The 16,863-nt window shown below is 59.9% G+C and carries 13 protein-coding genes; 9 read left to right on the top strand and 4 right to left on the bottom strand.

Features of this window, described 5'->3' with window-relative positions:
* The first annotated feature begins 443 nt into the window (after nucleotides 1-443).
* From rfbF to GS611_RS18595, 6 genes are all read left to right on the top strand, one after another.
* A complete protein-coding gene (gene rfbF / locus GS611_RS18570) occupies nucleotides 444-1,217 on the top strand; it encodes a glucose-1-phosphate cytidylyltransferase (RefSeq protein WP_171233823.1) in 774 nt (257 codons plus the stop codon).
* Nucleotides 1,199-2,284 carry an NAD(P)-dependent oxidoreductase gene (locus GS611_RS18575; RefSeq protein WP_210093869.1) on the top strand — a complete coding sequence of 362 codons (1,086 nt, stop codon included), beginning with the start codon at nucleotides 1,199-1,201 and terminating at the stop codon, nucleotides 2,282-2,284. Before rfbF ends, GS611_RS18575 begins: the two co-directional genes overlap by 19 nt.
* Nucleotides 2,281-3,513, top strand: coding sequence for a class I SAM-dependent methyltransferase (locus GS611_RS18580; RefSeq protein ID WP_171637925.1), 1,233 nt, complete (start codon nucleotides 2,281-2,283; stop codon nucleotides 3,511-3,513). Before GS611_RS18575 ends, GS611_RS18580 begins: the two co-directional genes overlap by 4 nt.
* Nucleotides 3,513-4,391, top strand: coding sequence for an NAD(P)-dependent oxidoreductase (locus GS611_RS18585; protein WP_171637928.1), 879 nt, complete (start codon nucleotides 3,513-3,515; stop codon nucleotides 4,389-4,391). Before GS611_RS18580 ends, GS611_RS18585 begins: the two co-directional genes overlap by 1 nt.
* Nucleotides 4,388-4,789 (top strand): GtrA family protein, encoded by a 402-nt coding sequence (locus GS611_RS18590; protein WP_170347032.1) that lies wholly within the window; start codon nucleotides 4,388-4,390, stop codon nucleotides 4,787-4,789. The genes GS611_RS18585 and GS611_RS18590 overlap by 4 nt, the downstream gene beginning before the upstream one ends.
* A gap of 118 nt (nucleotides 4,790-4,907) precedes the next feature.
* Entirely contained in the window at nucleotides 4,908-6,944 is a 2,037-nt protein-coding gene (locus GS611_RS18595; RefSeq protein ID WP_171637930.1) for a B12-binding domain-containing radical SAM protein, read from the top strand.
* 19 nt (nucleotides 6,945-6,963) lie between these two features.
* Here GS611_RS18595 and GS611_RS18600 read toward each other — a convergent pair whose 3' ends face one another.
* A complete protein-coding gene (locus GS611_RS18600; protein WP_171637932.1) occupies nucleotides 6,964-9,006 on the bottom strand; it encodes a hypothetical protein in 2,043 nt (680 codons plus the stop codon).
* On the bottom strand, nucleotides 9,003-10,010 hold the full coding sequence (locus GS611_RS18605) for a glycosyltransferase family 2 protein (protein WP_171637934.1): 1,008 nt from the start codon (nucleotides 10,008-10,010) through the stop codon (nucleotides 9,003-9,005). The genes GS611_RS18600 and GS611_RS18605 overlap by 4 nt, the downstream gene beginning before the upstream one ends.
* Nucleotides 10,011-10,232: 222 nt before the next feature.
* Here GS611_RS18605 and GS611_RS18610 point away from each other — a divergent pair, with 222 nt between their 5' ends.
* A complete protein-coding gene (locus GS611_RS18610) occupies nucleotides 10,233-11,738 on the top strand; it encodes a PepSY domain-containing protein (RefSeq protein WP_171637936.1) in 1,506 nt (501 codons plus the stop codon).
* Nucleotides 11,732-12,916, top strand: coding sequence for a glycosyltransferase family 4 protein (locus GS611_RS18615; protein WP_171637938.1), 1,185 nt, complete (start codon nucleotides 11,732-11,734; stop codon nucleotides 12,914-12,916). Before GS611_RS18610 ends, GS611_RS18615 begins: the two co-directional genes overlap by 7 nt.
* A 7-nt stretch (nucleotides 12,917-12,923) precedes the next feature.
* Here GS611_RS18615 and GS611_RS18620 read toward each other — a convergent pair whose 3' ends face one another.
* Both GS611_RS18620 and GS611_RS18625 read right to left on the bottom strand, forming a co-directional pair.
* Nucleotides 12,924-14,192 (bottom strand): glycosyltransferase, encoded by a 1,269-nt coding sequence (locus tag GS611_RS18620; RefSeq protein WP_171637940.1) that lies wholly within the window; start codon nucleotides 14,190-14,192, stop codon nucleotides 12,924-12,926.
* Nucleotides 14,193-15,629, bottom strand: a complete 1,437-nt coding sequence (locus GS611_RS18625) for a lipopolysaccharide biosynthesis protein (RefSeq protein WP_171637942.1) — start codon at nucleotides 15,627-15,629, stop codon at nucleotides 14,193-14,195. It lies immediately after the preceding gene.
* 307 nt (nucleotides 15,630-15,936) lie between these two features.
* Between GS611_RS18625 and GS611_RS18630 the strand changes: the two genes are divergently transcribed.
* Entirely contained in the window at nucleotides 15,937-16,863 is a 927-nt protein-coding gene (locus GS611_RS18630; RefSeq protein ID WP_171120566.1) for a glycosyltransferase family 2 protein, read from the top strand.

The following is a 16,863-nucleotide window of genomic DNA, read 5'->3' on the forward strand; positions in this document are numbered from 1 at the left end:
CGAAACCGACGGTCTTTCACACCGCCCGAAACAGCACGCGCTTTCCACAACGCCCTGAAACATAACGATGATTGCTGACTGGCACCGCCAGCCGAAACTCCCCGCCCGGAAGCGAAACATAGATTTGATCCATACACCTCTTGCACGGCGCCTGACCTGAACCATGACCGTTTTTTTCAGGCTGCGTCTGTGATGTCCTTCACTGTATCGACGGACCGAAAGGGCGCATCAACAATGCTGTGACTTTCCTCGCATTGTGTATAGTTGAGCGCCAGAGCAGCAGGAAATTCAGCACCTCACGACTCGTCGCTTGGTGAATCTTGACAGGGTGGCACCGCTGCCGTCCTAATACGTGAGAATGTTTGCAAAACCCAGGTGTCTCAAACCTGGGGGACGATGAGTAAATTGGTAGCCAGTCTCGTTGTTAACGAGGGAGCAATTTTATGAAGTGTGTTATTCTGGCCGGCGGCTTGGGAACCCGGCTCAGCGAAGAAACCGTCAAGATTCCAAAACCCATGGTCGAGATCGGCGGCAAACCGATCATCTGGCATATCATGAAAATCTACGCGGCACACGGCATCACGGATTTCATCGTCTGCCTCGGCTACAAGGGTTACGTGATCAAGGAATACTTCGCGAATTTCTTTCTGCACAGTTCAGACGTCACGATCGATCTGGCCAATGGCGGGCTTGAGATTGCAAACAGTAAATCGGAACCATGGCGCGTGACGCTGGTCGATACCGGAGAGGACAGCCAGACCGGGGGGCGGCTACGCCGTGTCATGCATCTGCTCAAGGATGAAGAGGCCTTTTGCATGACCTATGGCGACGGGGTCGGGAATGTCGATATCAGTTCGCTGGTCGCGTTCCACAAAAGCCACGGCAAACGCGCCACGCTCACCGCAGTCGTGCCACCGGGGCGTTTCGGCGCGTTGGAGCTGGCTAGCGATCAGATCGAACGTTTTGCCGAAAAACCTGGCGGTGACGGTGGTTTTATCAATGGCGGGTTCTTCGTGCTGCATCCTTCGGTTGGTGATCTGCTGGACGGGGACGGCGCAATCTGGGAACGCGCTCCGCTTGAAACGCTGGCCGCAGACGGCGATCTGATGGCGTTTCGCCACAAGGGATTCTGGCAACCGATGGATACGCTGCGCGACCGCCGTCAGCTCGAAGCCCGCTGGCAGGAAGGCAATGCTCCATGGAAGGTCTGGGAATGACGCTGGGTTCCACTCCGAAAATCATCCTGCTTGGCAATCTGGGCTATATTGGTCCGGTCGTGGCGGCGGCCTTGCGGAAATCCTATCCCAACGCCAATCTGATCGGCCTTGATCCCGGGTTTTTCTCGGACCGGCTGACCACGCATGATGCGTGGCCCGAGCGGGTTCTGAACCAGCAGATCATCGCGGATATTCGCGATATCGATGCGTCACTGTTCCAGGGGGCGGATGCGGTTGTTGCACTGGCGGCCATCTCGAACGACCCGATGGGTGCCCGGTTCGAAACAGTCACCACGGAAATCAATCAGGATGCCATCGTGCAGGCCGCTCATCTGGCCGCCGAAGCCGGGGTGTCGCGCTTTGTGTTTGCCTCCAGCTGTTCGGTCTATGGTTTCGCCGAAGGCGATGCCAGATCCGAGGACGCGCCCCTGAACCCGCTGACCGCCTATGCCCGCAGCAAGATCGGGACCGAGCGCGCGCTGGCGGCCATGGACACGCCGGGGATGCTGCGTACAGCGCTGCGTTTCGCCACCGCCTGCGGGCCGTCGCCCCGGCTGCGGCTGGATCTGGTGCTGAATGATTTTGCCGCCTGTGCGGTCACCGCTGGCAAGATCACGGTGCTGAGCGACGGCAGCCCGTGGCGGCCGCTGATCGACGTGCGCGACATGGCCCGAGCCATCGACTGGGCCATCACCCGGACCCAAGATGCCGGGGGGCAGTGGCTTGCGGTCAACGCTGGATCGGATGTGTGGAACTATCAGATCCGCGATCTGGCGCAGGCCGTGGCCGAAGCGGTCCCCGGGGCCAGCTACTCGATCAATCCCGATGCCTCGCCCGACAACCGGTCCTACAAGGTCGACTTTTCGCTCTACAAACAACTGGCACCCGAACATCAGCCGGTGCAGACGCTTGAAGGCACCATCCGGGATTTGTTGCAATTGCTGAACGATATCAACTTTGGCGATGCCGATTTCAGGTCATCTCCGTTGATGCGGCTGAAAGCGCTTGAAGAGCATATCCGCACAGGCACACTGAGCGAGGATCTGCGCTGGAGGATGCCGCAATGACACACCCCGCTTGCCGGAGCTGTGGCGCAGCCCTGACCCAGACGCTGGTCGATCTGGGGCTTTCGCCGCTGGCCAATTCCTATGTCCCGCCCGAGCGCGCGGGCACGGCCTGTCCGCGCTATCCGCTGCATGCCTGGGTCTGCAACGACTGCTATCTGGTACAGGTCGAAGACGCCGTACCGGCGGATGAGATCTTCAATGCCGATTACGCCTATTTCTCGAGCTATTCGGACAGCTGGCTGGCCCATGCCAAAGCTTATGTCGAACAGATGGTCGACCGGCTTGATCTGGGACCCGATGATCTGGTGATCGAGATCGCCTCGAATGACGGGTATCTGTTGCAGTATTTCGTCGAGAAAGGCATCCCGGTTCTGGGGATCGAACCTTCGGGCAGCGTGGCGGCGGCAGCCGAAGAAAAAGGCGTGCGCACGCTGGTCGATTATTTCGGCGAGGCGCTGGCCCGCAAGGTGGCCGCGACCGAGAAACCTCCGGCGCTGATCGCATCGGCCAATGTGCTGGCGCATGTGCCTGACATCAACGATTTCGTCGCCGGGATCGCCACGCTTCTGACCGGCGATGCGGTCTATACGGTCGAATTTCCGCATCTTCTGAACCTGATCAGAGAAGTGCAGTTCGACACGATCTATCACGAACATTACTCCTATCTGTCGCTGCTGGCGGTGGAAAAGATTTTTGCCAAGGCGGGCCTGCGTGTCTTCGACGTCGAGGAACTGCCCACCCATGGCGGTTCGCTGCGGGTGTTCGCCTGTCTTGAGGGTGCCAGCCATCCCGAAGGGCCCGGTCTGGCCAAGGTCCGCGCGGATGAGGCTGCGGCGCAGTTCGACCGACCTGAGGGCTATATGAATTTCACCATTCAGGTCGAAGCGCTGCGCGACGGGCTGCTTGGCTTCCTGCGCGAAGCAAATGCCAGGGGTGACACCATTGCCGCCTATGGCGCCGCCGCCAAGGGCAACACGCTGCTGAACTATGCCGGGATCGGCCCCGACCTGATCTCTTACTGCGTTGATCGCAACCCGGCCAAGCAGAACACGCTGCTGCCCGGCAGCCATATCCCCGTGCATGGGGTCGAAGCCCTGCGCGAGACGCCGCCGGATTACGTGCTGATCCTGCCCTGGAACATCCGGGACGAAGTCACGGATCAACTGTCCGACCTGAAGGCACATGGCACCCGCTTCGTAACGGCCGTGCCAGAGATCAGGATCAGCTGATGGCACGGGTTCTGCTGACGGGCGCAACCGGATTGATCGGGCGCGCGACAGCCACGGCTCTGACAGAGGCGGGCCACGAGGTGGTGACGCTGGGCCGCAACCCGGCAAGCGACATCACCTGCGATCTGCTGGACCCCGATGCCATCACGACAGCCCTTGAAACAGCCCGCGCCAACTATCTGGTGCATCTGGCCTGGCATGACGGCGCGCGCGACCGCTGGACTTCTGGGGCCAATCTGGACTGGATGGCCGCCACCCTGCATCTGGTGCGGGAGTTTGCACGCACAGGAGGCCAGCGCGCGGTCTGCGCCGGAAGCTGTGCTGAATATGACTGGTCGGTACCGGAGCTGATCGAAACCAGCCCCCTGCGCCCCCGAACCCTTTATGGGGCGGCCAAGGCCGGGGCCGGTCTGGCATTGTGCGCGGGCCAGCAGACGCTTGGCCTGTCCCTGGCATGGGCCCGCATCTTTTTTGTCTACGGGCCGGATGAACCGCCGGGGCGACTGTTTGGCGATCTGATGTCAAACCTCGGGGCGGGACGGCCGGTTGATTGCACCGATGGGCGGCAGGAGCGGGATTTCCTGCATGTCGATGATCTTGCCCGCGCCTTGTTGCGCGTGCTGGAAAGCGATCTGACCGGCCCGGTCAATGTCGCCAGCGGTACGGCGACCCCGGTTCGAGACCTGATTGCAGAGGTGGCAAACCAGATGCACCGGCCCGATCTGATCCGCTTGGGCACCATCGCCCGCGCAGCGGACGATCCGCCCCGGCTGGCGGCGGACGTGACCCGGTTGCGGGACGAGACCGGTTTTATGCCACAATATGACATTGCTTCCGGAGTCGCCCGGTGTCTTCGGTCAAGGGAGGAGGCCGTATGAAATCTTCATCCTTTCTACGCAAGCAATCCTTCATGCTTTTTGCCCTGGTCGGCATCGTGAATACGGCCTTCGGGTATGCGGTTTTCTCGGTTCTGAGCCTGTCGGGGTTGCCCGCACAGGCGGCTCTTGCGATCTCGTTCGTCATCGGCGTGTTGTGGAATTTCATGACCCACGCCCGGATCGTATTCGACACCAAAGGGTTCAGGAAATTGCCCTTCTACCTGCTGGCATATGTCATGGTTTACGTTTTCAACGCCTTTTCGCTCGAAGCTCTTCTGAGCACGGGACTGCATCCGATCCTTGCACAAGGCCTGCTGGTTCTGCCCGCGGCCGTTCTGGCATTCATCCTTGTTTCCCGGGCGCTGACCGATCGCTTCCCGTGGCAGCAGGAGGTCTGATATAATGCCTCAAAACTACAGACATAAACACTTTCGATCCGTAACCGGTCCATCTGATATATAGTAGGATATGGACTGTTAAATGTATTTGGTACCAGTGCTGGAAGGATAATCGTCAATGCGTCTTTATCTTGCTGATCTTGGACATAACCTCGTTACTGCCACGTCGGACACCTACCCGTTGGGTGTTGGAAATCTTGCAACCTATGCCCAGGCTCATGCAAAAAGCCCGACACCGATTGAGGTCGCGATCTTTCGTGATCCGCAGGAATTCAAAGCGGCCGTCGACACAGCTCCGCCCGATGTGGTCGGCTTTTCCAGCTATTCCTGGAACCACCATCTGGCCCTGTCCTTTGCCGACTACGTCAAGGCGGTCAATCCCAACAGCCTGACCCTGATGGGTGGTCCCAACTTTCCGCTGACCGAAGAAGAGCAGGACAGCTGGATCCGGACCATGCCGCAGATCGACATGCATGTGCGCGGCCCCACCTATGAGGGCGAGCGCGCGTTCCTCAGCACGCTGCAACGCTTCATCGATGTCGGCGCCCGACGCGAAGGCATGTGGGAAGAGGCCGTCGATGGCGCGCTTTACGTGCACCCAAAAACCGGAGAGATCCTGCGCGGGGCCGAGCCGCCCCGCATCCGCGATCTGGATGAAATCCCCTCGCCCTATCTGGCCGGGTTGATGGACAAGTTCTTTGACACCGGCCTGTTTGCACTGATGCAACTGGCACGGGGCTGCCCGTTCACCTGCGCGTTCTGCAATTCGGCGGTCAAATCGAACTCGAAGGTGTTCCGCCATTCGTTTGAACGCACCAAGGCCGATCTGGATTACGTCGTCGCCCGCATCAACCATGCCAGCCCGCTGTGCTTTGCGGATGACAATTTCGGCATGTATGTGCAGGACGAAGAGGTGGCCGATTACCTGGGCCATCTGATGGATCGGTACGACTGGCCCAAATACATCCGGACAACCACGGGCAAGAACCGCGGCGACCGGATCATCAAGGTGATGCGCAAGGCCAAGGGCCGGTTGCCGATGACCTCGTCGGTTCAGTCTCTGAATCCGGAAGTTCTGAAGAACATCAAACGCGACAATATCAGCCTGGACACCTATGCCGAGGTACAGCAGGAGCTGCATTCAAAGGGCATGCAATCCTATGGCGAGCTGATCCTGTGCATGCCCGGTGAAACCCGGGAATCCTTCATGGATGCCGTCGATCAGCTGATCGAAACCGGCGTCAGCCGGGTCGCGGCGCACCAGTTGATGCTGCTGCACGGCGCACCGCTGGCCAACCCCGACAGCCGCGAGAAATTCGGCTTCAAAACCCTCCATCGCGTGGTTGCCCGATGCCTGGGCAAATATACCGGCCCAACCGTGGTCGAGACCGAGGAAATGGTGGTCCAGTCCGAGAATTTCTCGTTCCAGGATTATCTGGACACCCGTGTTTTCCATCTGCTGCTGACGATCTTCTATTACGAAGACAATTTCGAAGAAGCCTTCCGGCTGGCGCGGTCCCGTGGCATCCGGCCCTTCCTGATCGTCAAGCATATGCAGGACATTCTCGATCAGGCCCCCAAACCCTTCCGGGATGCGGTGGCCGGTTATCTGGAGGAAAACCAGCAGGAGCTGTTTGAAACCCGCGCCGACTGCGTCGCCTGGGCGCAGGAAAATTATGACGACCTGATCAGCGGCGAATTGGGGGGCAATCTGCTCAGCAAATATTCGATGATTGGCCGGTTCATCGTGCTGGACGAAGCACTTGATTTCCTGAAACGGGCCATCAGCGACCTTCTGGACAAGGACGACCACGAAGCGCACGAGATGCTCGACACGATCATCAATTACTACAGCGCCGTGATGCTGCATGTGCCCTTCTCGGAAACCCTGGAACACGAACCCGTCTGGAGCTCGTCTTTCGATGTCGAGGCCTGGAGGAATTCGGGATATCAGGGCGTGCTGCAGGATTACCAGTTCGATGCCCCCCGCGAGTTCCAGACCCAGGTCGATCAAAGGGTGAAAACCACCTTGCTGTCACGGATCGAAACCTTCGGCGAACATGCCTCGGGGCTCGGCCGGTTCACCCGGACGATGTTCGCCAATGATTTCCGGCGCAACTTCGTATCAGGCGAAAGCCAACACGCAGCCGAATAGGTCTGGCTTTGGGCTGGGCCTATTCGCCATCCCCCAGATAGACAACGTCGCGGCCCGGGAAGGCCGCGATGATGCCTGCGTTCTGCTCGGGGCCCATATCGCGCAGGAAAATCGGTTTGCCCTCGGGCAGGAACGGATCGTTGAGATAGAGTGCAGACCCGATATCGCCCTGTGTCGAAACAAAGACCAGAGAGTTTCCAAGCCCGGCAGCCTGCCGCCGTATGTCACCGGTATAGCCACCATACCCATTGTATTTCGACACCCCCCGCCATGGGGTGAAGCTGACAACAGACACCGCACACAGCAACAGGATGACGCAGTGCAGGCGGCCACGATGCCGTTCGGGCAGCCGGTCCCGGACGGTCTCGATCCCGGCCGCCGCCAAAGCCAGCGCCGGCAACAAAGCCGTATGCCAGTAGCGCGGCCCAAGATAGAACGTGCCCGTAAACCAGTAAAAAAACAGGGCCCCCACAAGGATCGCGAACACCACCAGCATGGCCCGGTCGAACCCGGTCAGCTTTCTGCCCCATATGAACGTAATCCAGACCGGAACCAGGGACCCGAATGTCCAGCCCAGAAGTTCGTAATTGAGCGCGGCAAAACCATTGATCAGATTCAGCAGACCCTCGGCCGGGCTATGCCCGACCCAGATGTCGAGCGCGCCCCAGCTCTCGGCCGGTGGCCCTACATTGGGACCAAACCCATAGGCATTCTGCGTGTCGGGCCATAACCGGCTCAGGTAATCCGCTTGCGGGGTCAGCAGCGCGTCTCCGGTGATCATCAGGTTGAGCAGTAAAAAGACGCCACCCGACAGAACACCGCCCAAGGCGCAGGCGATCACCTGTCCGATCCCCCCCGGCAGGCGCCGCAGCAACCACAGGCCGGTTAAAACGCTTATGATCAACCCATCAAGCTGTCGGGTGACAAAGGCCCAGCCCAAAGCCAGACCCGCAACAAGCGCAAGCAAGACATCCCTGCGCGTTGACCCCTCCCCAGCCCTGAGCAGACACCACCATCCCAGCAGCACCATCACCAATGTCGTGGAATGTGCCATCAGCGTGCCACCGACGGCGAGCACCCAGGGCGACGTGGCCATCAGCAACGCCACCAGATCGGCCCGTTCGCGACTGACGGCACGGCACACGATGCCATGCGCCAGCCAGACAGAGATCCCGGTCAGCACGGGGTTGACCAGCCAGGGCGCCCCGGCCAGCACGCCCAGGCTCAGCACGATGGCCCAACCCTGTGCCGGCACGCCGATCCACTGATCGCCGCGAATGTCGAACAGGTAATATTCCAATGCGGGCTGCGCCGCTGCGGGGGGGGCCGGGCTTCCGAGGACGCCCGCAGCAAAGGTACGCGCCTGAAACAGATATGCCACCTCATCCTCGACATGAGGCACGCGGTCGAACGCCGCCCAGGCCAGAGCCGCGCTGGCCAGCATTGCAAAGACCGCGAGGGCAGCCACCGGAATGCGGGGTGCCCGGTCAGGCCCGGCAACTGTGAAAACGGCGACCAGCGTCGCCATCTGCACAAGGTTCAGCGCACCGCCGATCCCGATCTGCAAACCGAAGGCCAGATAGTACCCGTAAGCCACGTACGGCGTCGCAGAAACGCAAAAGGCCGCAGCCAGCCCCAGCAAAAGGATCAGCCGCCACCGTCCTGCTTCTGCCATCAGGCCCGTTATGGCCGCCCTTCCCTGCGGCCGCACAAGCACAAAGCCCGTCAACACCGTCTGCCCCGCCAGTATCGCCAGCATGATCAGGTTTTCAGGAGGGTTCGCGGAAATCTCGAGCCGTGGAAACCAAAGGGGTTGGGTCAACCACAACCGGGCCGCACTGCCCAGAAGCAGCGCCGCGCCAAGCAAGCCAAAAAGAAACTGGCCACACTGCCGGAAAACACCCCCCACAAGCAACGCAGCAATCACCACGGCCGCATACCAAAGGCGCAGTTCCGCCAATGTGGCATTGCTGCCCGGCAGGTCCGCAGCCCAGGCCGAGCTGCCGCACAAGGCCATCGCCCCGGCAAAGAGCCACATCACCCGACCTGAACGCATATTCATGCCATATGCTCGTCTTTGACAATCGCCGGGTCCCGTGCAGGACCTTCGATATTGATGCGTTCCTGTTCAGTGACGATCGGACCGCCCCGCACCTGATTGTGGATCGAGGTTATGTATTCCCCCAACATGCCGATAAACAGCATCTGGATACCTGACAGGAAGAACAGCGCAACGATGATTGTCGTGGTTCCCCGTGGAGCCAAATCCGGATTGAAGAAATAGAACACCACTGAAATGAGGGAAAACAGAATACAGCTGATGGCAATCACCAGACCACTCAGCGTGCAGAACCGCATTGGGGCACGTGTGAAAGAGAAGATCGCATTCAGCGCCTGATCGGTCAGCGCCATCAGATTGTGCTTGGAAACACCTCTTTTGCGGGCCCGCCACACATACGGAACGATGATGCGGCGAAACCCGCAACTGGCGATGATGCCGCGGATATAGGGGTAGTGGTCGTTATGCGACAGCACCGCATTGAGCACTTTGCGGTCAATAAGCTGGAACTCACCCACTGATGGCTCTAGCCAGACATCGGACAGCCGGTTGACGATCGTATAGAAGATGCCGCGCGCCGCGCGCATCACGATCCCCTCTTCGCGGGTGGTGCGGGCACCGGCCACCACATCGTAACCGCTTTCCCATAACTGCACGAATTCCGGGATCATGTCCGGCGGGTCCTGAAGATCCACCGGCAGGATGACGACCACGGCATCCCCTTCGGCATAACGCAACCCGTTGAAGGCGGATCGGAACACTCCAAAGTTGCGGGCGTTTACGACAACTTTCACATTCTGATCTTTTTCAGCGATCTCTCGCAGGATCTCGACAGTCCGGTCGGAGGATGCATTGTCGACAAAGATATGCTCGCACCTGTAGCCTGGCAGCTTTTCCTCAAAAATCGCTTTTACGGTTTCATAGCAATTCGCCACATTGTCTTCTTCGTTGTAGCAAGGCGAAACAATGGAAATTGTTTTGCGATTTTGTTCTAAATCTGAAGACACCAATTACCCAACCTCCAAGTTGGAAACGATTGTATCACCCGGTGCTGTATCGGATTCGCACATCGCCCAAAGTACAGGAATATTTTGCAATAACGTGCGCACACCGCCACATCTTTTGCCGATTTCACGCATTCACAACAGTCAGTTTTCTCCGACCCCTTGTTTCTTGAACATCAGTTTCATTTAGTGTGCCGGTAAATTTATCAGCTGTCAGCGTTTCAGATGACCCGAACCTTTCGCAACTGGCTATTTTCCCTGCACACCCGGCTGGGATTGCACCTGTCGATCTTCTTCGCCTTTATGTTCCTGACGGGGGCAGTGCTTGTCATCGGCATCGAGGTTGAATCCATTGCCCGGCCGGAAATCTGGACCACCATTGCCAAAGAAGACCGGACGGCCAGTTTTGCGGAAATCCATGACGGCATTAAAACCGCCCATCCCGAAAGCGCTGTATTTGTCATCGAAAAATACCCCGCCCCGTGGTTCGCAGATCGAACCTTCGGACGAACCGGCTGGGGCGAAAACATCAGCTTCTGGACTGACCCGGTGACCGGAGCAGTCGTTTACGAAACGAGGGATGGCGGGTTTCGCGACATTCTGCGCGATCTGCATGATACGTTCCTGACCACCAAACGCCCCATCTTCATCCTGATCTCGGCAACATCCGTTCTGCTGCTGTATCAGATCGTCAGCGGGCTGATTACCTACCGACGTTTCTGGAAAGGGTTTTTCCGCTGGCCCAAACGCTCCGGGGGGTTCAGATCCTGGGTCGGCGCCACGCACCGGCTAACGGCCCTTTGGGCAGCGCCGCTTCTGATCCTGATTGCAATCACCAGCTTTTATTTCATGCTCGGCGGTCTGGGAATCGAAGGCACAACCCCAAAACCTCAGCCCACTTCCCCCCGTGACACCGCCCTGCCTATCGGCTTCAGTTCCGACACCCTTGAACAGGCCGAGGCAAACGCTGTTGCCGCCTTGCCGGGCCTGGAGCCGCTTGTCATGGTGCTGCCGGGAGATCCGGCTGGCACTTTTGCCTTTGAAGGCCCCGTGGTCGGTTTTGCGAAGACGAGTGGATGGGGCAGCGTATCGGTTGATCCAGTGACCCTTGAGGTGCTCGGCGCGTTCACCCCGGATGATACCCGCGGCTTCGCACGCTGGAAGGCATTGATGAACACATTGCATTTCGGCACCTGGGGTAGTGCGTTCTCATTGGGTCTCTGGGTTCTGTCAGGCTTCGTGGCCACCGGCGTTGCCCTGACGGGCGCCTTGATCTTTGCGGCCCGGCTGGCTCCTGAGGCCGCACAATACGGCCCGATCCGGCGCATCTGGCGCGGATTGGGGCTGTCCCGCTGGATCTATCTGTTGATCGTTCTGGGTATCCTGCTGACCGCGTATCAGCGCTTTGGGCCGGGCAGCTACCCGAGAGCTGGGGTCTTCCCGACCGACGCACCTGCTGCGGTGGCCTATCTGATCCTGCCCGCACCTGTGCGCCGCGATACCCCGCTTGATGTCGAAATGCTGGTTGGGGAACCCGGCATCACTGCGGCGTCAATAGCAACAGATGGGGGGGCAGAGCAGCCCGTCGAACTGGTACGGAACGGTGAAAAGGCGCAGGCATCTTTTCGCATCACCCCCAATGACACGGCCAACCAGATCACAGCCCGTCTGACAAAACCCGATGGCACTAAAAAAACCGTCACGTTCCGACTGGGGCAACCGATATGGTAAACGAAACAACACTTCCTCTGACGAATGAGAAGGCGTTTCAGGAACGGCTCAGCATCCTGCAAATGTGCTCGTTTTTCACATTCGGAGGCGGCATTCAGCGCCACATTACCGATCTGGGCGGGTCCCTGATGGCGCATGGGCACAAGGTGATCAAGGCTGGTGCCCCCGGCGAGCTTGGCGAGACCGCGGATGGCAGTGTCTTTGTACCTTTGCAACTTGACCGGGTCAGCGACCACAGTGCGAATGGCAAACTCAACCCGGCCCTCAGAATGTACTGGCTGGTACGTTCGGCCCTGACCCTGCGCCGGGCGCTCAAGGACCATAAGGTCGATATCATCCATGCGCATGAAACCGCCCCGCTTCTGACGGCTCGTCTGGCCAGTCTGGGAATGGGAATTCCCATTGTGATGACCTATCACGGCTCGTCGCCCGACCGTCTCAACGCGGTGGCCCGCGCCTGCCGACAGCAAGCCGATCTGGCGATCTGCCCCAGCGAAACCGTCATGCAATCCCTGCTGGAACGCCAGGTCGATCCCGACAAGGCGCGGGTGATGCTTTTGGGGGTACGTCCCAACCCGCCCGCCGATCCGGCAGCTGCGGATGCCCTGCGGCGCGAACTGTTGGGCGCAGATGGCACACATCTGGTTCTGTCCTTGTCCCGTCTGGACCGCCAAAAGGGCCTCGACGCGATGATCGAAGTGGCCCGGCGTGTGCGGCAGGATCTGCCCGGTCTGCGGATCATCGTCGGGGGCGAAGGCGTGCTGCGCGGCCAGGTCGAAGCCTGGGCCGAACAGGCCGGGGTTTCCGACATCATCCGTTTCCCCGGGGTGATCTCGGATGTCGCCACCTATCTCGCGGCCTCGGATCTTTATATGCTGACCTCCCGGTGGGAGGCCCTGCCGATTTCAATTGTCGAGGCGTTCCGCGCCGGGCTGCCGGTGATCGCCACCGATTGCGGCGGTGTGCGTGAATTGGTGGATGGCGATGTCGGGCGCCTGTGTGCGGTCGATGATCTTGATGCCCTGTCTCAGGCGCTGCGCGATCTTTGCATCGACCGCGCCGAATATGACCGGCTAAGCGCCAATGCCACGGCGCGCGGTGCAGAAGACAGGTTCTCGCCAGCCCATGTGCATAGCGGGTTTGAAAAGCTGTACCGGCAACTGGCCGGGCGGGGATAACCCCCGGTCAATCCGCCGCGCCGTTCTCGAAAGCACCAGCTTCCAAGGCATGGGCCAGATTGGCCCGCCCTGCACGATGCGCGGCCTGCGCGAAAGCCGCGCCGAACCGGCCCAATACCTGATCTTCACGCCAGAGCGTCTCAAACCCCTGCCGCGCCGCTGCTGCCATCTGATCCCGCGCGGCACCTCCGTTCTGAAAACGGCGCATGGCTGCAATCAGATCATCTTCGGTTTCGAACAGTTCCCCGCCCCCTGCCCGCTCCACGATCTCGGGGAACGGACCCAGCCGCCGGGCGATCACCGGCGTGCCCAGCCGGAAGCTTTCGATCAGGATGATGCCGAAGGTTTCATAACAGACCGAGGGCACGATCAGCCCCAGTGCGCCACGATAGTAAGCGTTCAACTCGTCCGGCGTCTTGCGGCCCAGGAATTTGATCCGGTCATTGCCTGCGGCCTGTGCCTTCAACTCATCCGCATAGTCACCATCACCCAGGATCAGCAGATCCGCGTCGGGATAGCGGTCAAAGGCCGGGAACACATCCTGCAACCCCTTGATCTTTTCCAACCGCCCGACAAACAGGAAATAGGGGCGTTCCTGCGCCGCCGGTTCCGGCAAGGCGCTCTGATCCAGATCGGGCAGGAAATAGGGCAGCACCTGCATGTCCTGCCGCAGGCCGAATTCACGATGTTTGGCGCGGCTGAATTCGCTTTTGGCAATGATCAGATCCATGTGATCCAGCGCCCGGTCCAGCGCACCGGTATACCGCCAGAGCTGCGGCGGACGTTTGTGCTGCAACACGCAGCGCAGGCACTGGCGCTCATCGCACAGCTCGCGCCCATGCCGCCACAGAACATGGGTGGGGCAGACCAGCCAGTGTTCATGCGCTTCATAGATTTTCAACCCCTCGCCCATCGGCAACAGGCCGGGGCCGCCGATCAGGGATGTGTTGTTGTGCCAGATGATATCCGGCTTCCGCTCGGCCAGTAACTCGCGGATGCGGGCAGCATGGACAACCGGACGGCCCAGTTGCTGGGTCAGCAGGTTCGACATCATGCCGTTGCGGCTGCGCAGCCCGATCCGCCGCACCCCGTCAGGGGTGCCTTCGGGCTGCGGTTTGCCGCCCAGAATCAGATAGCTGTCTTCGTCATGCACCACCGTCACGTCGTGCCCGCGCGCCACTAGCGCCCGCGCCATGCGCTGAATGCCGATGGCGTCACCGCCAAAGGAATAGGGGGGATAAAATGTGGTGAACATCAAAATGCGTAACGATTTCATCTATCTCTCAATTCCTTGAGTGTCAGCCGCAGGCAGGTGCCCGCCTTGCGGCCCAAGCATCGAAACCAGCAGGCGCAGCCTGTCCCGCTGGAACAGAAAAGCCAGCAAACCATAGGCCAGAACACCCGTCACCGTACCGGCAAGTAAAAGCAAAGCCGGGGACAGGCCGTCCAGTTGCCACATGACCCCCTGCACGGCCGCCACCATCCCCCCTGACAGCAGAAGCGGCGCAAGATGCTGCCGCATCAAAGCCGGCCCGGACAGCCCGGCAATATGCCCCAGATTGGCAAATTTGAGCGGCCAGACCAGCAGAAAGACAGCCACAAAACCGGCTGTGACGACCGGCAACCCATACGGGGCCAGCACCACGATCACTGCCGCCGCCAGCGCCACCTCGACCCAGGACAGAACCGCCAGACGCCCGGCCTGACCCGCCGCCAGACAAAAGGTCTGCTGCACCTTTTCGGCACACAGATACATGCCGAACACCGACATCAGGCTCAGGACCGGAGCCGCCGGAGCCCATTTCTGACCGAACAGCAGCACCAGCGCCGGTTCCGACAGAACCGCCAGCCCGGCAAAGGCCGGAAAGGCCAGAAACCCGGTCAGGCGCATGACGTCGATCAGCAAATCCGTCGCCTGACCACCATCGCGCGCCGCCGCACCAAAGGCAGGTTGCGCCACCGTGCGCAGCGGTGTGATAATCAGGAACGAGGCGGTCTCGATCACGCGCCAGGCGATTGCGTAATACCCCGCCGGAACCGGCCCCAGCATCGCGCCGATGATCACCGCAGGCGATTGCACCGCAGCCAGTTCGGCCGCGCGCAGGCCCAGAATCCGGTGACTGAAATGCAAGACCCTGCGCATGTGATCCCGCGACGCATGGAATGCCGGGCGCCAGGAGACCGCCCCCCAGGCCATCACGATATTGGTGGCTGTCATCGCCAGCCGCTGACCGACCAGGCTCCAGACCCCGTATCCGGACAGCGCCATGCCAATGCCCACGACCCCTCCGACCGCCGCGCCGAGCGCTGCACGGATGGCCAGAACACGGAACCGCATTTCCCGGCGCAGGATCGCAACCGGCACCGCCGTCAGTGAAATCATCAGCACCGTTGGGGACAATCCGATCAACAATTCGCGCGCAACCGGCTCATTGTAGAAATATGAGACCGGCCCCGCCCCCAGATACAGCACAACCGTCAACACGCCCCCCAGCAGCGCCAACAGCCAGAAAACCGAGTTCAACCGCTCTGGTGACAGCGCCTCATGGGTCAGCAGAATGTCGGAAATCGTTTCACGGACCAGGAATTCGGAAAACAGCACAAAGGCTGCAACCATCGCCAGAAGACCAAAGGCCTCGACCCCTAAAATACGGGCAAGAATGGCAAAAATGATGAAATTGAACGCCTGCTCGACCCAGATACCGGCCGACATCCAGGCAACTCCGCTGCTGAAACTCTGCCGCCCTGACACCCGTTTCCTTCCTGTTGCCCGAACCCCGCCAAGTGCCGATGGACACATGGCTCAAACACTCACACCTGTTGTGCACAGTATGCGCAATTGCAAACTTGACGCCTTAACGGTCGAATTTGGTCAAATTTATTGTCTATGTTCAGTCTGTACGTGTTCGAATACTATACGCAATACAGGGAATTATGCCCGTCATGTTCCAGGCGCCACGCAATTCTTGCAGCGGGGGCTGGGGCAGGGATTATTGAGTGAATAAAAGGTTTTCATTTTCATGAACAAAGTCGCAGAGCCGATGGAGACGAACAGCACCACACCCGAAGAGCTGATCGCATCGGAAACCGCCGGCATGAGCCTGAGCGTGGTCATTCCCGCCTATAACGAGGAAAACGCCGTCCGCCACACGGTCGAGGACGTGCGCACCCATCTCGAACCGCTGGGCATTCCCTACGAGATCATCGTGGTGGACGATGCCAGCCAGGACAACACCCGCGCCGAGGCCGAGGCCAGCGGCGCCACCGTCACCTTCAACGATGTCAATTCCGGCTATGGCGCCAGCCTCAAGCGCGGGGTGCGGATGGCGCAGCATGAATATGTGGCCATTCTGGATGCCGACAGCACATACCCTGCGCGCTATCTGCCCGGAATGCTGGCCATGTGCCGCGATCAGGACATGGTCGTGGGCGACCGGGGCGCGGCGATGAAGAACGTGCCGCTGCTGCGCAGACCGGCCAAGAAATTCCTGTTCGCCTTTGCGTCGTTCCTAGCCGAGCGCAAGATCAACGATCTGAATTCCGGCCTGCGGGTGTTTCGCAAATCCGAGCTGATCCCGTTCCTGCCGCTCTTGCCGCAGAATTTTTCCTTCACCACCACGATCACGCTGTGCATGACCTCGAATGGCAAGCGGATGATCTATACGCCGATCGAATACGGTAAGCGGGTGGGCAAATCGAAAATCCGGCCGATCGACTTTCTGAACTTCATCATCCTGATCCTGCGCATCAGCACGCTGTTCAATCCGCTGCGGGTGTTCATCCCGCTGGGTCTGGCGTTTTTCACGCTGGGCACGGTGAAGTTCATTATCGATATGTTCTACTGGAACCTCAGCGAAACGGCGGTGTTCTCGTTCCTGGCGGCGATCATGATCTGGTCGCTGGGGCTGATCGCCGACATGATCTCGCGGCTGCATCTCAGACCGTGA

It is taken from the genome of Ruegeria sp. HKCCD6119 (assembly GCF_013110585.1).
GTDB lineage: Bacteria > Pseudomonadota > Alphaproteobacteria > Rhodobacterales > Rhodobacteraceae > Ruegeria.

What these genes read in the sequence shown, in the direction of transcription:
- rfbF (WP_171233823.1), top strand. Translation starts at nt 444, where the DNA reads ATGAAGTGTGTTATTCTGGCCGGCGGCTTGGGAACCCGGCTCAGCGAA.
- GS611_RS18575 (WP_210093869.1), top strand. Translation starts at nt 1,199, where the DNA reads ATGGAAGGTCTGGGAATGACGCTGGGTTCCACTCCGAAAATCATCCTG.
- GS611_RS18580 (WP_171637925.1), top strand. Translation starts at nt 2,281, where the DNA reads ATGACACACCCCGCTTGCCGGAGCTGTGGCGCAGCCCTGACCCAGACG.
- GS611_RS18585 (WP_171637928.1), top strand. Translation starts at nt 3,513, where the DNA reads ATGGCACGGGTTCTGCTGACGGGCGCAACCGGATTGATCGGGCGCGCG.
- GS611_RS18590 (WP_170347032.1), top strand. Translation starts at nt 4,388, where the DNA reads ATGAAATCTTCATCCTTTCTACGCAAGCAATCCTTCATGCTTTTTGCC.
- GS611_RS18595 (WP_171637930.1), top strand. Translation starts at nt 4,908, where the DNA reads ATGCGTCTTTATCTTGCTGATCTTGGACATAACCTCGTTACTGCCACG.
- GS611_RS18600 (WP_171637932.1), bottom strand. Translation starts at nt 9,006, where the DNA reads ATGAATATGCGTTCAGGTCGGGTGATGTGGCTCTTTGCCGGGGCGATG.
- GS611_RS18610 (WP_171637936.1), top strand. Translation starts at nt 10,233, where the DNA reads ATGACCCGAACCTTTCGCAACTGGCTATTTTCCCTGCACACCCGGCTG.
- GS611_RS18615 (WP_171637938.1), top strand. Translation starts at nt 11,732, where the DNA reads ATGGTAAACGAAACAACACTTCCTCTGACGAATGAGAAGGCGTTTCAG.
- GS611_RS18620 (WP_171637940.1), bottom strand. Translation starts at nt 14,192, where the DNA reads ATGAAATCGTTACGCATTTTGATGTTCACCACATTTTATCCCCCCTAT.
- GS611_RS18625 (WP_171637942.1), bottom strand. Translation starts at nt 15,629, where the DNA reads ATGTCGGCCGGTATCTGGGTCGAGCAGGCGTTCAATTTCATCATTTTT.
- GS611_RS18630 (WP_171120566.1), top strand. Translation starts at nt 15,937, where the DNA reads ATGAACAAAGTCGCAGAGCCGATGGAGACGAACAGCACCACACCCGAA.